The organism is Ruegeria sp. BB6 (assembly GCF_056539385.1).
The window spans coordinates 772,315-787,597 of record NZ_JBQFUW010000001.1; the positions used below are offsets into that span (position 1 = coordinate 772,315).

Annotated in this window: 14 protein-coding genes; 6 read left to right on the plus strand and 8 right to left on the minus strand. The window is 58.3% G+C overall.

The genetic code is table 11. From position 1 onward, the window contains the following. Positions 1 to 4 precede the first annotated feature (4 nt). The 6 genes from ACR0B7_RS03795 to pdeM all read left to right on the plus strand — a co-directional run bounded on the left by ACR0B7_RS03795 (position 5) and on the right by pdeM (position 6,597). Entirely contained in the window at positions 5 to 586 is a 582-nt protein-coding gene (locus tag ACR0B7_RS03795; protein ID WP_480680932.1) for a tetratricopeptide repeat protein, read from the plus strand. Between the two features lie 28 nt (positions 587 to 614). Next, positions 615 to 1,466 (plus strand): tetratricopeptide repeat protein, encoded by an 852-nt coding sequence (locus tag ACR0B7_RS03800; protein WP_170484536.1) that lies wholly within the window; start codon positions 615 to 617, stop codon positions 1,464 to 1,466. 3 nt (positions 1,467 to 1,469) lie between these two features. Next, a complete protein-coding gene (locus ACR0B7_RS03805; protein ID WP_170484534.1) occupies positions 1,470 to 2,015 on the plus strand; it encodes a prepilin peptidase in 546 nt (181 codons plus the stop codon). 118 nt (positions 2,016 to 2,133) lie between these two features. Then, positions 2,134 to 3,441 carry an ATPase gene (locus tag ACR0B7_RS03810; RefSeq protein WP_170484532.1) on the plus strand — a complete coding sequence of 436 codons (1,308 nt, stop codon included), beginning with the start codon at positions 2,134 to 2,136 and terminating at the stop codon, positions 3,439 to 3,441. 40 nt (positions 3,442 to 3,481) lie between these two features. After that, a complete protein-coding gene (locus ACR0B7_RS03815; protein ID WP_170484529.1) occupies positions 3,482 to 5,893 on the plus strand; it encodes a ligase-associated DNA damage response DEXH box helicase in 2,412 nt (803 codons plus the stop codon). A 41-nt stretch (positions 5,894 to 5,934) separates the two neighbouring features. After that, positions 5,935 to 6,597 carry a ligase-associated DNA damage response endonuclease PdeM gene (gene pdeM, locus ACR0B7_RS03820; protein WP_170570060.1) on the plus strand — a complete coding sequence of 221 codons (663 nt, stop codon included), beginning with the start codon at positions 5,935 to 5,937 and terminating at the stop codon, positions 6,595 to 6,597. 246 nt (positions 6,598 to 6,843) lie between these two features. Here pdeM and folD read toward each other — a convergent pair whose 3' ends face one another. From folD to pal, 8 genes are all read right to left on the minus strand, one after another. Next, positions 6,844 to 7,734 carry a bifunctional methylenetetrahydrofolate dehydrogenase/methenyltetrahydrofolate cyclohydrolase FolD gene (folD, locus tag ACR0B7_RS03825; protein ID WP_170386284.1) on the minus strand — a complete coding sequence of 297 codons (891 nt, stop codon included), beginning with the start codon at positions 7,732 to 7,734 and terminating at the stop codon, positions 6,844 to 6,846. Between the two features lie 47 nt (positions 7,735 to 7,781). Beyond that, a complete protein-coding gene (locus tag ACR0B7_RS03830) occupies positions 7,782 to 8,087 on the minus strand; it encodes a chorismate mutase (protein WP_170386281.1) in 306 nt (101 codons plus the stop codon). 58 nt (positions 8,088 to 8,145) lie between these two features. Beyond that, on the minus strand, positions 8,146 to 9,822 hold the full coding sequence (locus tag ACR0B7_RS03835) for a formate--tetrahydrofolate ligase (protein WP_170386278.1): 1,677 nt from the start codon (positions 9,820 to 9,822) through the stop codon (positions 8,146 to 8,148). Between the two features lie 165 nt (positions 9,823 to 9,987). Then, entirely contained in the window at positions 9,988 to 10,563 is a 576-nt protein-coding gene (locus ACR0B7_RS03840; RefSeq protein ID WP_170484525.1) for an MOSC domain-containing protein, read from the minus strand. Positions 10,564 to 10,660: 97 nt separating this feature from the next. Continuing rightward, positions 10,661 to 12,577 (minus strand): ATP-dependent zinc metalloprotease FtsH, encoded by a 1,917-nt coding sequence (gene ftsH / locus ACR0B7_RS03845; protein ID WP_170576695.1) that lies wholly within the window; start codon positions 12,575 to 12,577, stop codon positions 10,661 to 10,663. Between the two features lie 76 nt (positions 12,578 to 12,653). Beyond that, positions 12,654 to 13,907 carry a tRNA lysidine(34) synthetase TilS gene (gene tilS, locus ACR0B7_RS03850; protein ID WP_170484521.1) on the minus strand — a complete coding sequence of 418 codons (1,254 nt, stop codon included), beginning with the start codon at positions 13,905 to 13,907 and terminating at the stop codon, positions 12,654 to 12,656. Continuing rightward, entirely contained in the window at positions 13,904 to 14,731 is an 828-nt protein-coding gene (ybgF, locus tag ACR0B7_RS03855) for a tol-pal system protein YbgF (RefSeq protein WP_170484518.1), read from the minus strand. The genes tilS and ybgF overlap by 4 nt, the downstream gene beginning before the upstream one ends. A gap of 4 nt (positions 14,732 to 14,735) precedes the next feature. Then, positions 14,736 to 15,245: a peptidoglycan-associated lipoprotein Pal gene (gene pal, locus ACR0B7_RS03860; RefSeq protein WP_170386262.1), complete on the minus strand. Its 510-nt coding sequence runs from the start codon at positions 15,243 to 15,245 to the stop codon at positions 14,736 to 14,738. Between the last annotated feature and the right edge of the window lie 38 nt (positions 15,246 to 15,283).

Consider the following 15,283-nt stretch of genomic DNA (forward strand, 5'->3'; position numbering starts at 1 on the left):
CCCTATGATACCAATAAGCAGGCGTGTCCGTATCGGGATTCGCCGCGCATTTCAGGCCGCTATGGTTTTCACCATGGTGGCCTCTTGCACGGAAACCAGCCTTTCGGATCAACTGGACCCTCCGGGAATCGACCCGAACGGGCAGGTCGAAGATCCCCTGGTTGTTGGAAACCGTCTGTTGGTGGCCGGAGAATACGACTTGGCGCTGGATTCATTTGCGCGCGCCGCACTGGATCAGGGCATGACACCGGAAATAATGGCGGGCATGGGCACCGCAAACCTTGGCCTTCGACAACTAGGACCAGCCGAAACCCTGCTTCGCCGGGCCGTCGCGGACCAACCTGAATGGCCTGTGGCCTGGAACAATCTAGGCGTTATCCTTGTTGAGAAAGGCGAATACCCAGAGGCCGCGCAAGTTTTCCGACGCGCCTTCGCCTTGGACAATGGCGAAAGTGACGCAATTCGCGACAATCTTCGCTTAGCCCTCGCAAAAATGGAAAATCCCGTTAATACTACACCAGAAGAACAAGAATACACGCTGGAGCAACAAGGCGACGGGCAATTCAAGCTGCGCAAGCTCCGGTAACATAGGCAAGAGCAGTAAGGGACGCAAAATGCGCCAACAATTCTTGATTCCGGCAATGGTTGTCTGCGGGCTGGCCCTGACTGCCTGCGCCAAAGAAACCGAGGAAGAAAAGGTCGAAAAGACGTTTCAAGAAGTGAACGTCATCGACGAAACAAACCTGAACGAAGTTCTGCTGACCGCGGCCGACCCGAATGAAGCCGTCACGTATTTCCAGGGCGCAGCGGCCAAGAACCCGGGCCGGATCGACCTTCAGCGGGGGCTGGCAATTTCCCTGTCTCGCGCCAAACGCACCACCGAAGCAGCCGCAGCATGGAAGAAAGTGACGACCATGAAGGGGGCTGGGAACGTCGACAAGATCGAGTATGCAGACGCCCTCGTGCGGTCCGGCGACTGGAATCAGGCAAAGGTCGTTCTGGACTCGATCCCTCCGACTTACGAAAGCTTCAAACGCTATCGCCTTGAGGCCGTCGTTGCCGATTCCAAAAAAGACTGGAAGCGCGCGGATCATTTCTATGAAACAGCGGTCGGTCTTACGACACGACCCGGCGGCGTCATGAACAACTGGGGTTACTCTAAGTTGTCCCGCGGCGAATACGAAGAAGCCGAGCGCCTGTTCACCGAAGCTATCCGCCAGGATAAGTCCCTGTTCACGGCGAAGAACAATCTGGTACTAGCGCGGGCTGCTCAAGGCAACTACAGCATGCCTGTCGTGCCCTTGACGCAGGTCGAACGCGCCATGCTTTTGAATACAATGGGCATTTCTGCGGTCAAGCAAGGTGATGTGACCACGGCCAAGAACCTGTTCCGCGAAGCGATCGCCACGCATCCTCAGCATTTTGAAGAAGCCGTGCGCTCGCTGCGTGCGCTTGAGGAAGCCTGATTCATGACCATTCCCGCTTTGGCAGCGGGCTGGTTTTTGCCGTTCGTTCTGCCGATCTGCTTTTACGTTGCCTATACGGATATGCGCGACATGCTGATCAAGAACCACGCGGTCATCGCACTGGCCTTGGTTTTTGTAGTCGTGGGTCTATTCGCACTCTCCCCTTGGTCAACAGATTGGACCATGGGGCGTGTTGGTCCATTCACCGTCTCGTTGCCCCCTTATCTTTGGCAATTGCTGCATATCGTCGTGGTGCTGGTCTTAGGCATTTTGCTGAATGCCGCTGGCGTCATGGGGGCCGGAGACGCCAAATTTCTGGCCGCCGCGTCAGCTTTTGTATGGGCGGGTGACTACATGGCGATGGCGATGATCCTGATGTCCACGACGCTTGCCGCATTTGTGACCCACAGGTTGGCCAAGAACACCGCCCTAAGAGCAATCGCACCGGATTGGGAAAGCTGGAACAGGCCCAAGCAATTCCCCATGGGCTTTTCGCTCGGCGGAAGTCTGGCCATCTACCTGATACTAGGAACTGTTTACGGGTCGTAAACTATCATCAGTCCGCCTTTTCCCTGCCTTGGTGATGACACAAAGCAGGACCAGATTTTTCGCAAGCGGCCCAACAATGGGCATGCGGCGTGAATACTGGATAAGACGGGCGACGCTCATGAATATGCAGACGACTTCGGTAATGGCCCCCCCCACCCCAAAGGGGTTGGGAGAGATGCAGCTACCCATCGTCATGATGCGGGACATTCTGCTGAAGACGATTTTTCGCAAGAACGTTGATACCGTGTCCGAGGTGGCAGAAGCCATTTGCCTGCCCGGATCGGTGACCCAGGAACTGATCGACATTGCGCGCGAACAGAAATTGCTTGAGGCTACCGGTACGCTGAACGCCAACAGCGGCAATGAAATGGGGTATCAGCTAACCGACGCGGGCAAGGCGCGTGCGCTGGACGCGCTCAGCCAGTCCGAGTATTTCGGGGCCATGCCTGTGCCGCTGGATGTCTATCGTGAGCAGGTCAAGCGCCAGTCCATCCGCAACATTCAAGTCACCCGTGACCAGCTCACCGGGGCGATGGGGCATCTGGTTTTGCCCGACAGCCTTCTGGACCATCTCGGCCCCGCCGTCAGCGCGGGCCGGTCCATCCTGATGTATGGTCCTCCGGGCAATGGTAAGTCTTCGATTTCAAACGGGATTCGGGATGCGCTTGGGGACAACGTCTACGTTCCCCGCGCCATCGAGTATGCCGGGCAGGTTATCACGGTTTATGACCCGATCGTTCACACCGCGATCGAACAGGAAGCGGACGACCCCAACAGCCTGCGCCGTCGCAAGCGGTTCGACACACGCTATGTCCAATGTGAACGCCCAACCGTGGTTACAGGGGGTGAGCTTTCGCTCAACATGCTGGACTTGGTTTATAACCCAACCGCGCGGACGTATCAGGCTCCGCTGCAGTTGAAATCGACCGGCGGCATCTTCATCGTGGATGACCTTGGCCGTCAGCAGGAACCGCCGCAGGCGTTGATCAACCGTTGGATTGTTCCGCTGGAGGAAAGCAAAGACATCCTCGGACTGCAGTCCGGTGAGAAATTCGAGGTTCCTTTCGACACGCTGGTCATCTTCTCGACCAACTTCCACCCGAACGAAATCTTCGACCAAGCGGCCCTGCGCCGGATCTTCTTCAAGATCAAGATTGACGGTCCAAACCAAGAGAACTTCCTGAAAATCTTCGCGATGGTCGCCCGCAAACGTGGCATGCCGTTGGACGAAGCCGCTCTGGTTCATTTGCTGAAGGTCAAGTACCCGACCATCAACAATATCTACGCGAACTATCAACCCATCTTCCTGATCGACCAGATGATCTCGATCTGCGAATTCGAGGGCATCCCCTATCAGATGAGCCCCGACCTGATCGATCGCGCCTGGGCCAACATGTTCGTCAAGGACGAACAGATCGTTAAATAACGCCGTGCCATTTCCGTGACGGGCCGGGTAGTCTGCGACTATGACGCAGATTCCCGCCCGGATCACCGACTGGTTTACCGCCAAAGGCTGGTTCATCCATCCACATCAGCAAGAGATGTTCGACCGCGCCCAAGACCCGGCTGCGTTGCTCATCGCGCCCACGGGTGGCGGTAAAACGATGGCCGGGTTCTTGCCCACCCTGTCCGATCTCGCCACTGGGGATCACACCGGGTTGCACACGATCTACGTCTCGCCACTCAAGGCATTGGCCGCAGACATTCGCCGCAACCTGCGCGGACCGGCTGATGAGATCGGCCTGCCTATCCGTATCGAGGACCGCACAGGCGACACATCGGCCACGCAGAAAAAGCGTCAACGCGTCGACCCTCCGCATATTCTGCTCACTACGCCTGAAAGCCTGGCCCTGCTGACATCCTATGAAGACGCGCCAAGGATGTTCCAAGGTGTTCAAAGGGTCATCGTCGACGAAATCCACGCACTGGCCGAAAGCAAACGCGGCGATCAACTGATGTTGGCCTTGGCGCATTTGCAAAGTATCTGCCCCGATCTGCGCCGTGTGGGTCTGTCTGCAACGGTCGAAGACCCAGAGGCTATTGCTCGCTTTCTGGCTCGCCACCCGGACCCCTGCCCTGTCGTTCAGGCCGACCCCGGGGCTGACCCCGATATCCGGATGCTTGAAACGCAAGAGATGCCTCCCTGGTCTGGCGGCGGCGCGGCCTATTCCATCCCGGCCGTGTTGGAGCAGATCAAACAACACAAGACGACGCTGATCTTTCACAACACGCGCGCACAGGCCGAGATTTTCTTTCACAACCTGTGGCTGGCCAACGAAGACGCCTTGCCGATTGGCATTCACCACGGCAGCCTTGATCGGCAACAGCGTGAACGGGTCGAGGCAGCAATGGTGCGCGGCGATCTGCGAGCGATTGTTTGCACCGGAAGCTTGGACTTGGGGATCGACTGGGGCGATGTCGATCTGGTGATCCAAATCGGAGCCCCCAAGAACGTCAAGCGGCTGGTGCAACGGATCGGGCGCGCCAATCACCGCTACAACGCCCCCTCCAAGGCTTTGCTTGTCCCGGCGAACAGGTTTGAGGTGGTGGAATGCGTCGCCGCTCTTGAAGCTGCCAAAGCGAATGATCTGGACGGTGAGCCGCGCGGAGCTGGCCCTCGGGACGTATTGTGTCAGCACATTCTGATTGCCGCAGCCTCTGGCCCGTTCGACGCCGATGCACTGTTCACCGAATTGGCCGCCGCCGGACCATACGCGCACCTTCGCCGCGCAGAATTCGACGCATGTCTAGAGTTCTGCGCCACGGGCGGCTACGCCTTGCGCGCCTATGACCGTTGGCAGCGGCTGCAGCAAAGACCCGACGGGCGCTGGCAGCTTCGCGACCCGCGTGCTGCCCAGCGTATTCGCATGAATCTGGGCACAATTCAGGATTCCGACACGCTGAAGGTGCGCCTCAAGCGTAACCGGGGCGGCAAACCGTTGGGGGAAGTAGAAGAAGCCTTTGCCGCCTCGCTAACACCCGGAGATACCTTCCTGATCGGTGGTCAGATCGTGCGGTATGAAGGGTTGCGCGAAATGACGGTCGAAGTGAGCCGCCGCGCGGACCGAAAACCAAAGATCGCCACGTTTTCCGGAACCAAGTTTGCCACGTCCACGCAGTTGAGCGACCGTATCCTGCGCATGTTTGCCCAAGACGAATGGCCGCAGCTCCCTTCTCATACGGCGGATTGGCTGGCCTTGCAGCGGCAAATCTCTCGGCTTCCACAACGCGACCGCCTGCTGATCGAGAGTTTTCCCAATGAAGGGCGTCAGCATCTTTGCGTCTATGGCTTTGCGGGTCGAAATGCACAGCAAACGTTGGGATTGCTGCTGACAAAACGGATGGAAGAAACCGGGCTTGCCCCTTTGGGCTTTGTAGCCACGGATTATGCGACCCTGATCTGGGGGCTGGACGCCGTTACCGACCCCCGCCCCTTGTTCCAACTGGACGCGCTGCGCGAAGGGTTGGACACTTGGCTGGCTGGCAATGCTGTAATGAAACGAACCTTCCGAGCGTCGGCCACGATTGCCGGTCTGATCGAACGCAATACCGGTGGTCAGCGCAAAAGCGGACGGCAGGCAACGTTCTCGTCGGACATATTGTACGACACGCTGCTGAAATACGATCCCGACCACCTTTTGATGCAGATCACACGAGAGGAGGCGATGCGCGGGCTGGTCGATTTCGGGCGGATCGAAGCGATGATCGAACGCATTGGCGATCGTATCGACCTTATACGGCTGGAACGGGTTTCGCCGCTTGCCGCACCACTGTTTCTTGAGGTTGGAAAAGTGCCCGTCAAAGGGGCTGCAGAGGAACGATTGCTGCAAGAAGAAAGTGACCGTCTGCTGCAGACCGCAGGCTTGGAGCCGATGTAATCCCTCTTGCGTTGCGAGTCGAAAACCGCAAAGAACGTTCCATGAACGAGTTGACGTTTTCCTTTGCCGGTCAAAACCTGTGCGCAATGGGATCGGGTGCGTTGTGGTGGCCAGAACAGCGCCTTCTCTGCGTTTCCGACCTGCATCTTGGTAAGTCCGAACGGATTGCGCGTCGTGGAGGCCCGTACCTGCCACCCTATGAAAGCCAGGACACCCTAGCCCGGTTGTCAGCGGATATTTCAAAGACCGGCGCAGAGACCGTTATCTGTCTGGGCGACAGTTTTGACGATTTGGATGCGCTGAGCGGTCTGGACGCAGCAGACACGATGCAAATCTCAACGCTTCAGGCCGGACGCCGATGGATATGGATCGAAGGGAACCATGACCCCGGCCCGGTCAACCTTGGCGGAGCGCATCTGTCCGATTACGTGCTTGGCTTGGTGACTTTCCGGCACATCGCCCAACCAGACTCACAGGCCGAAATCTCGGGCCACTACCATCCCAAGGCGCGGCTTCGGGTCAAAGGGCGATCAATAACGCGCCCGGCCTTTTTGTTCGACGGCAAGCGCCTCATCCTGCCCGCTTATGGAACCTATACAGGCGGCCTTTACAGTTCCGACGTGGTTTTGGATGAATTGATGGACAAAAATGCGATGGCTATTTTGACGGGCGATCACCCGCATATGGTCCCGATGCCGCGATAGCTATCCAAGACGCCATACCAACGGTTTGGAGACTGTGCCGTCCGCACCGCGTACCCCCTTCTGTATTAATCTCTGCCATCTTGCGTTTCAGTGCCGCAGACAGCGCCATCTACCACTGAAACCAGAGAGGAATACCCGATGTAACTGGCCGCGCCTACAGGTCTATCTCTTAGACGAAACAAACGGGCCGAAACGCAGTAGACGCTTCGGCCCGAAAACTCATCCAGCAACTGATAGATACGCGGCTCAGGCCGTCAAACCCTCTGGCTCTGGCAGACTATTGGCACGGCAGCAGGCAGTCAGCGTATTGGCCAGCAGGCACGCAATCGTCATCGGGCCAACACCACCCGGAACCGGAGTGATCGCGCCCGCACGCTCGGCGGCGCTGGCATAGTCCACGTCACCAACGAGCTTGTTCTTGCCGTCACGCTCAATCCGGTTGATGCCTACATCGATGACGGTCGCGCCTTCCTTGATCCAGTCGCCCGGCACCATCTCGGGGCGGCCCACGGCGGCAACAACGATGTCGGCGCGGCGAACGACGTCCGGCAAGTCCTTGGTGCGGCTATGCGCAATGGTCACGGTGCAGCTATCGCCAAGAAGCAGTTGCGCCATCGGTTTGCCCACGATGTTGGAACGGCCAATCACGACCGCATCCATGCCCGACAGCGAACCGTGATAGTCGCGCAGCATCATCAAGCAGCCCAGCGGCGTACAGGGCACCATGGATTTCTGACCCGTGCCCAGCAGACCCACGTTCGAGATATGGAACCCATCCACATCCTTGGCCGGGTCAATCGAATTGATCACAAGGTCTTCGTTCAGGTGCTTGGGCAGCGGAAGCTGGACCAGAATACCGTGGACGGCCGGATCATTGTTCAGCTTGTCAATCAGCGCCAGCAGGTCTTCTTCCGAGGTCTCAACGTCCAGCTTATGCTCATACGAGTTCATGCCGACCTCGACAGTCTGCTTACCTTTCGAGCGGACATAAACCTGGCTGGCTGGGTCTTCGCCCACCAGAACCACCGCCAGACCGGGCGTGATGCCGTTTTCCTCTTTCAGCTTTGCGACCTGATCGGCCACCTGCGCGCGGACCTTTGCCGCAAACGCCTTACCGTCAATAACCTGGGCTACCATCCTGTCATCCCTTCCTTGAAAACGGATCGGGCGCTTGAAACGCCCGGTCAGTCAGCGCCGAGAACACGTTCCTCACGTGCAATCGACCAATCTATCAATATGCGCCACATCTGCTCGGCCAGATCCGGGTCCATGCCCAGATCATCCGAGCTTGCACGCACACGCTGAACCACGTCTTCGACACGATCTGGAATGCGAGCGGGCAGTCCTTCGGCCGGTTTCAGTTGCGCAGCGCGATCGATATACCCCGCGCGCGTCACCAACATCTCGATCAGTTGGAAGTCCAGCTTGTCGATCTGAGTCCGCAGTTCCTGCATCGAATGACAGTCTTGCGGCGGTGTCAGAGTGGGCATGTTCGTCTCCTCATGGCCCGGGGATGTCCCCGGACCACGAGATGTCTCATTTGGGGGCTTAGAACAAGCCCTCGATCTCACCTGCGTCGTTAAGACAGATGGTTTCGGCGGCTGGTTTGCGGGGCAGACCGGGCATGGTCATGATCTCACCGCAGACAACCACGATAAAGCCGGCACCGGCGGACAGGCGGACCTCACGCACAGGGACCGAGTGGCCGTTGGGCGCGCCGCGCAGCGTCGGGTCGGTCGAGAACGAGTATTGCGTTTTCGCCATGCAGACCGGCAGGTTGCCGTAGCCTGCGTCTTCCCAATCGCGAAGCTGGTTGCGAATCTTGTTGTCGGCCAGAACCTCGTCCGCGCGATAGATGCGCTTGGCGATGGTTTCGATCTTCTCGAACAGAGGCATCTCATCAGGGTAGATCGGCGCAAAGTTTGCGGAACCACCTTCGACGATTTCAACAACTTTTTCGGCCAGTGGCGCGGAACCTTCCGAACCAAGCTCCCAGTGACGCGACAGGATCGCCTCGACACCATGCTCGCCGCAATAATCTTTCACGGCCTGAACCTCGGCATCCGTGTCGGTGACGAAATGGTTGATTGCGACGACGACTGGAACACCGAACGACTTAACGTTTTCGATGTGACGGCCTAGGTTGGCGCACCCGGACTGAACCGCGTCAACGTTTTCGGCACCCAGATCGGCCTTGGCCACGCCACCGTTCATCTTCATCGCGCGCACCGTGGCAACCAGCACCACTGCTGACGGCGCGATGCCTGCTTTGCGGCACTTGATGTTCATGAACTTCTCGGCACCCAGGTCAGCACCAAATCCGGCTTCGGTCACGACATAGTCGGCAACTTTCAGAGCGGTCTTGGTCGCAATGACCGAGTTACAGCCGTGTGCGATGTTTGCAAACGGACCGCCGTGAACAAAGGCCGGGTTGTTTTCCAGCGTCTGCACCAGGTTCGGCTGCATCGCGTCTTTCAGCAGAACGGTCATTGCGCCTTCGGCTTTGATGTCGCGGCAGTAGACCGGGGTCTTGTCGCGGCGATAGGCCACGATGATGTCGCCCAGACGCTGTTCCAGGTCTTTCAGGTCGTTGGCCAGACACAGGATCGCCATAACCTCAGAGGCCACGGTGATGTCAAATCCAGCCTCACGCGGGAAACCGTTCGACACGCCGCCCAAGCTGGCGGTGATCTGACGCAGCGCGCGATCGTTCATGTCAACAACGCGACGCCATGCAACGCGACGGATGTCGATGTCGCATTCGTTGCCCCAGTAGATGTGGTTGTCGATCATTGCCGACAACAGCGAGTGGGCCGAGGTGATGGCGTGGAAGTCGCCGGTGAAGTGCAGGTTCATTTCCTCCATCGGAACAACCTGAGCGTAACCACCACCCGCGGCACCCCCCTTCATGCCAAAGTTCGGGCCAAGCGAGGCTTCGCGGATACAGATCATCGCGTTCTTGCCGATTCGGTTTAGACCGTCGCCCAGACCAACGGTCGTAGTGGTTTTGCCTTCACCCGCAGGGGTCGGGTTGATCGCGGTGACAAGGATCAGCTTGCCATCCTCGCGGTCTTGGACCGAGTTGATGAAGTCCTGGCTGACCTTTGCCTTGTCGTGACCATAGGGCAGCAGATCGTCACTGGAGATGCCCAGCTTGGCGCCGATTTCCTGGATCGGCTTTTTGTTCGCTTCGCGAGCGATTTCGATGTCGGATTTATAGCTCATTGGGCAAGATCCCTGATTGAATGCCGTGCAAACCAGCACAAAAAGGCCGGTGCTGCTCAATCCATACCGTTGTGTACCAAGTAAATGGATATGGATTCCGACATAATCGCGCCGCGAAACGGCGTAGCGTCAACCTTACAGCGTTCAATCGGAAACGCCCGGCGTTTATGGTGCCCATGATCGCTGATCGGGAACAAACAGCTTCAACTTGTCGCCAAGGTTCAGTTTTCCCGGCCTTTCCACCCACGCGGTGACGCCGCGACGCCCTTCTGCGGCGGGTTTGAACGCGGCTCCAAGTCCCGGAAGATCAGATTCGATTTCGCGCCCCGGAATGACGCAGGGGCGATTCTCCATGTCCACAGTGATCGTTGCGCCGTCTGGCCCCTGCAGGCGCGAGGATGGAGGGATATGCGTGAAGTCCGGAATACCACGCAGCAAGATACTGACCCCAAGAAAACTCGGGTCCAGATTCTTCAACCCCATCTCTGCCGCCGTTGCGTCCATTTCTTCGGCAGAAAGCACTGAAAGCTGGCGCACATTGCGGATTTCGGTCCCCTGCGGGTAAAGGTTTTTGACCCGCACACACGAGGCCCGATTGACGCCTTCGTGCCGCGCACCCGCGTCACCGGAAAAATCCAGTTGCAAAGACCCAACCGCCTGAGCGCGGATCGAGTCACCGGCGGGGACGTGACCCAGCCAAACCACCTCTGCCGTGAAATTCGTTTCGCGCAGGACCGGCATGATCTCTCCTTCCACATCTCAGGTTTCCAAGTGGCAATAGAGTTCACGCAGCGTGGTTTGAAAAGAAAAAAGACCCGGAGGAACCCGGGTCTTTTCGTTATGCTGTCGGTTCCGGCTCCATCCCGCCATCGGGCGGAGATTTCTTGACCTTTGTTTTCGGGATGGCGGTAACGCTTGGCGCGTTGCCCTCATCAGGGCTGCCGCCTTCGTCGTCACCTTCAGTCGGTGAATCACCGTTCATGACACGTTTGATTTCGTCGCCCGTCAGAGTTTCATACTCCAGCAGACCCTGCGCCAGACGCTCCCATTCCTCGTTCTGATCCGTCAGAATTTGGTGGGCGCGCTCATAACCCTGCTGGATCAGGCGCTTTACCTCTTCTTCGATCAGTTCCTTGGTGTGGGCCGAGACCGAGAAACCAGCGGTGTTGCCCTGATACCCTTCGTGCGCTTCGGCATAGTCGATATTGCCGACCTTGTCCGACATGCCCCAGCGCATCACCATGGCGCGGGCCAACTGGCTAGCCTGCATGATGTCACCGGCCGGGCCGTTCGACACGTGATCCTCACCGTATTTGATCACCTCAGCAGCTTTACCTGCCATTGTCATGGCCAGCTTCTGCTCACACTCATCACGGTGATAGTTCAGGCGGTCCATTTCCGGCAGTGACACAACCATACCCAGCGCACCACCGCGCGGAATGATTGTCGCTTTGTAGACAGGATCACACAACGGAAGGGTCAGACCCACCACGGCGTGACCGGCCTCGTGATAGGCGGTCTTTTCCTTCTGGTCCTGAGTCAGCACCATCGAGCGGCGCTCGGCCCCCATCATCACCTTGTCCTTGGCGTTCTCAAAGTCTTCCATGGTGACGAAACGGCGACCAACACGCGCCGCCATCAGCGCGGCCTCGTTCACGAGGTTCGCCAGATCAGCACCCGAGAACCCCGGCGTCCCGCGCGCAATGATGCGCAGATCGACATCGGGACCCAAAGGCGTCTTGCGCGCGTGCACGCCCAGGATTTTCTCGCGCCCTTTGATGTCAGGGTTACCGACGGTTACGTTACGGTCAAACCGGCCCGGACGCAGCAGAGCTGGGTCCAGAACGTCCTTACGGTTGGTGGCCGCCAGAATGATGACGCCTTCATTGGCCTCGAACCCGTCCATCTCGACCAGCAACTGGTTGAGGGTCTGTTCACGTTCATCGTTGCCACCGCCATACCCGGCCCCACGGTGGCGACCTACGGCGTCGATCTCGTCGATAAAGACGATACAAGGCGCATTCTTCTTGGCTTGCTCGAACATGTCGCGCACACGTGATGCACCCACACCGACGAACATCTCAACAAAGTCCGAGCCCGAGATGGTAAAGAACGGCACACCCGCCTCACCCGCGATCGCACGCGCCAACAGCGTTTTACCCGTACCCGGAGGGCCAACCAGCAGCGCGCCTTTTGGAATCTTGCCACCCAGACGGCTGAATTTCTGCGGGTTGCGCAGGAATTCCACGATCTCTTCCAGTTCTTCCTTGGCCTCGTCGATGCCAGCCACATCGTCAAAGGTCACACGGCCATGCTTTTCAGTCAGCATCTTGGCCTTGGACTTGCCAAAGCCCATCGCGCCGCCTTTGCCGCCGCCTTGCATCCGGTTCATGAAATAAACCCAGACACCGATCAGCAGCAGGAAGGGCAGCAAGGTGATCAGGAACGATTGAAAACCGGACTGTTGCTGTTTTTCAGCGCGCACCGGAATGTTTTCGTCGATCAACAGCTTGGTGACTTCGGCGTCACCCGGTTTGATCGTCACATAATTTGCGCCGCTTTGAGTGGTATAGCGAATCTGCTCACCATCCAGCGTCACATTCTTGACCTCGCCTCCTTCAACAGCGGTCACGAAATCGGAATAGGTTCTTTCATTGCTCTGAAGCGTTCCGCCTGCTCCGCTGAACAAATTGAACAGTGCAAGGATCAGCAGAAACAGAACGACCCAGAAGGCGATGTTACGAGCGTTGCCCAAGAAAAATCTCCCAAAAGATTTCGGCAGGTGGGGGTCTACCGAGTTGCTCTTTAAAATAGAGATGATTCAAGCAGGTTCAATGCGATAAAAACGAACAGTGAAACTCGGACCTATTCTGCACCAAATTGGCCTGCCACCCATTGCCAAAGCCGGCCAAGGGCGCAGACAGCAATACATCGCCATCCCACACCGCCGGAGTGGACAGTAGCGCCGCGCGCGGCTTTCCCAGCGCTCTCCATCCTTCTACAGTGTTCAGGCCGACCTCTCCGAGCGGTCCAATACGCGCGTTGGATGCAGGGGGGCCGGACAAAATCCAGCGTTTATCCCACGCCTCTCCGATTGCGCACCATTCGTCGGCCACCGCGTTTAGTTCTCTGCAAATCCACGTATTATTGCCTTTTGGGATCAGCATACAGCCACCGATGGTGCTGGGTTCGCCCTCTAAAATCGCGGCGATTGCTTGATCTGTGGCCGCACGGCGCGGTGGATATCCCGCACCGGCGATCCATGCCAGACTGCCAACCAGCAGACGGCGCTGTATTTCACCCGGAAGAACCGAAAACTTCACCCTGTCGATACAGACATCGCCAGAATCCGCGATGAGGACTCGCCCTGCGGATTCCTGCGTATAGAGAGCCAAAGCCTCGTCCGCTTGGGCAAGATTTTCGGCGACACGGGTCAAAGATTGGGCAGAAATTCCAATATCGCTCAAAGTCTTCAACGCATCGCGGGCCTTGATCCGGTCAAATCGCCTGTCGTGATTCGAGGGGTCTTCGATCCAATCGGCGTCTATGTCCGCAAGGTACGCACGCAACTGCGCGCGCGTGACGCCCAGCATCGGTCGCAGCAAGTCTATGCCGCCCGTTTTACGCACTCTGGCCATCCCGGACAGGCCCGTCACGCCCGAAGCCCGCCCTAACCTTAAAAGCAACGTTTCGGCCTGATCGTCCGCAGTGTGACCCAGCGCAATCGAGCCAATTCCATTGCGATGCGCCCAGTCCGTCAGCAATTGATAACGGACCTGCCGCGCCTGATCCTGAAGGTTTCCGCGCCCATCCCACTGCTGCCAGATCAACGTTTCGTGCGGCACGCACAAAGACTTCGCACGATGGGCGACCCACTCGGCCTCGTCTGCGGATTCGTCGCGCAGCCTGTGGTCTACCGTCGCTGCGAAAAGCTCGATCTGTTCGGTTCTGGCGATATCGCTCAGCAGGTGCAGCAACGCGACCGAGTCACCACCACCCGATACGGCAACGCCCAAACGGGCTGGCAAGTCCCTTCCCAGCCGCGCCCTGATCTCGGATCGCAAGATGTCTGAAATTTCGGTCAAGAACAGCCCAGCGAAGCCATTTCCTGCGTCGCAGCCGAGGCCGCAGCCGAGCCCGGAAAGCGCACACCGACTTCGCTTAGAGTTATGCAGGCCTGATCAATTTGTTCCAGCCGCCCGAGTGCCGCCCCCAATTCAAACAGGGCTTCGGGCGCAAATGTGCCTTCGGAGTCGCCGGTAAAGCTGGCCAGAAACGCGCGCGCAGCCTCGCGGGTGTCGCCCAGGCCCTGCAACGCATGTCCACGCCTCAGGTGAGCCTCTGGTGCCAGAGGGCTTCCGGGATAGGATGTGTCAAACAACGCGAATTGTTCGGCCGCCGCCTGAAAGTTGCCGTCGGCCAGAGACTGTGCAGCGGCGTCAAAATCGGCACGCTCACCAACCGCGAGTTCGCCCTGCTCTGAGACCAGCGGAGTTTCTTGGGTCACGGACGGAGCCGCCGCAGTGATCTCTGTGTCGCCGCCCAAGGTCGTTGTTTCGCCTAGCGTACTCAGATCGCCGCCTTCAAGTTCAACCAGACGGAACTCAAGATCACCGATCCGGTTGGTGCCATCGGTGACGACATTCTGAACCCGCTGGTTCAACTGCTCGGTCTGGCGCGTCAGGCGCTGCAATTCAGCCTCGATCGCGTCCACACGTTCTAGAATTGAACTGCCGGACAGGTTTGGCGCTGGCGAACCCGTCGTTGAAAACTCGCGCTTGAGACGCTGAATTTCCACGTGCAGCACCGTCAGCTCCTGCCGGATATCGGCCAGAGTCTGCTGATCCTGCGCTTGTGCCACTCCAGCGGTCGCTACGACCGCGGCCAGAACCCATCCTGCAATTCTCATCGTCTTACCCCAAGGTTGAACCGGTCAGCACCGTCACCGCGCGGCGGTTCTTGGAATAGCAATCCTCGGTGCTGCAAATCTCGATCGGGCGCTCTTTGCCGTAGCTCACCGTTGTCAGGCGATTACCCGCAACACCGCGAGAGATCAGATACTCGCGGGCCGCATTTGCGCGACGTGCGCCGAGGGCGAGGTTGTATTCACGCGTGCCTTGTTCGTCTGCATGCCCCTCGATGGTCGCGGCAAAGTCGGGGTTGGCCAGAAGCCAGTCCGCTTGGCCCTGCAGGACCGTTTGCGCCTGCGGTGTCAGCGTTGACTGGTCAACAGTGAACAACACGCGATCGCCCACGGTTTGCTGGAAATATGCCGGTGACCGCGGATCGCTTGGCGAACCGGGCGCGATCGCACCGTTAGCGCCGCTGCCAAATCCACCGCCCAGCGCCGAAGGATCGTTGCTGGTACAGGCGGCCATCACACTCAGCGCGCCCAAAGCTAAAACTTTGCTCAATACGTTCATTTCAGGTGCCTCGTCATATTATCTGTTTATTGCCGTCT

Coding starts and splice junctions, on each gene's coding strand:
- ACR0B7_RS03805 (WP_170484534.1), top strand. CDS start 1,470: ATGACCATTCCCGCTTTGGCAGCGGGCTGGTTTTTGCCGTTCGTTCTG.
- ACR0B7_RS03815 (WP_170484529.1), top strand. CDS start 3,482: ATGACGCAGATTCCCGCCCGGATCACCGACTGGTTTACCGCCAAAGGC.
- folD (WP_170386284.1), bottom strand. CDS start 7,734: ATGGTAGCCCAGGTTATTGACGGTAAGGCGTTTGCGGCAAAGGTCCGC.
- ACR0B7_RS03810 (WP_170484532.1), top strand. CDS start 2,134: ATGAATATGCAGACGACTTCGGTAATGGCCCCCCCCACCCCAAAGGGG.
- ybgF (WP_170484518.1), bottom strand. CDS start 14,731: ATGAGAATTGCAGGATGGGTTCTGGCCGCGGTCGTAGCGACCGCTGGA.
- pal (WP_170386262.1), bottom strand. CDS start 15,245: ATGAACGTATTGAGCAAAGTTTTAGCTTTGGGCGCGCTGAGTGTGATG.
- ACR0B7_RS03800 (WP_170484536.1), top strand. CDS start 615: ATGCGCCAACAATTCTTGATTCCGGCAATGGTTGTCTGCGGGCTGGCC.
- ACR0B7_RS03795 (WP_480680932.1), top strand. CDS start 5: ATGATACCAATAAGCAGGCGTGTCCGTATCGGGATTCGCCGCGCATTT.
- ACR0B7_RS03830 (WP_170386281.1), bottom strand. CDS start 8,087: ATGCCCACTCTGACACCGCCGCAAGACTGTCATTCGATGCAGGAACTG.
- ACR0B7_RS03840 (WP_170484525.1), bottom strand. CDS start 10,563: ATGCCGGTCCTGCGCGAAACGAATTTCACGGCAGAGGTGGTTTGGCTG.
- ACR0B7_RS03835 (WP_170386278.1), bottom strand. CDS start 9,822: ATGAGCTATAAATCCGACATCGAAATCGCTCGCGAAGCGAACAAAAAG.
- pdeM (WP_170570060.1), top strand. CDS start 5,935: ATGAACGAGTTGACGTTTTCCTTTGCCGGTCAAAACCTGTGCGCAATG.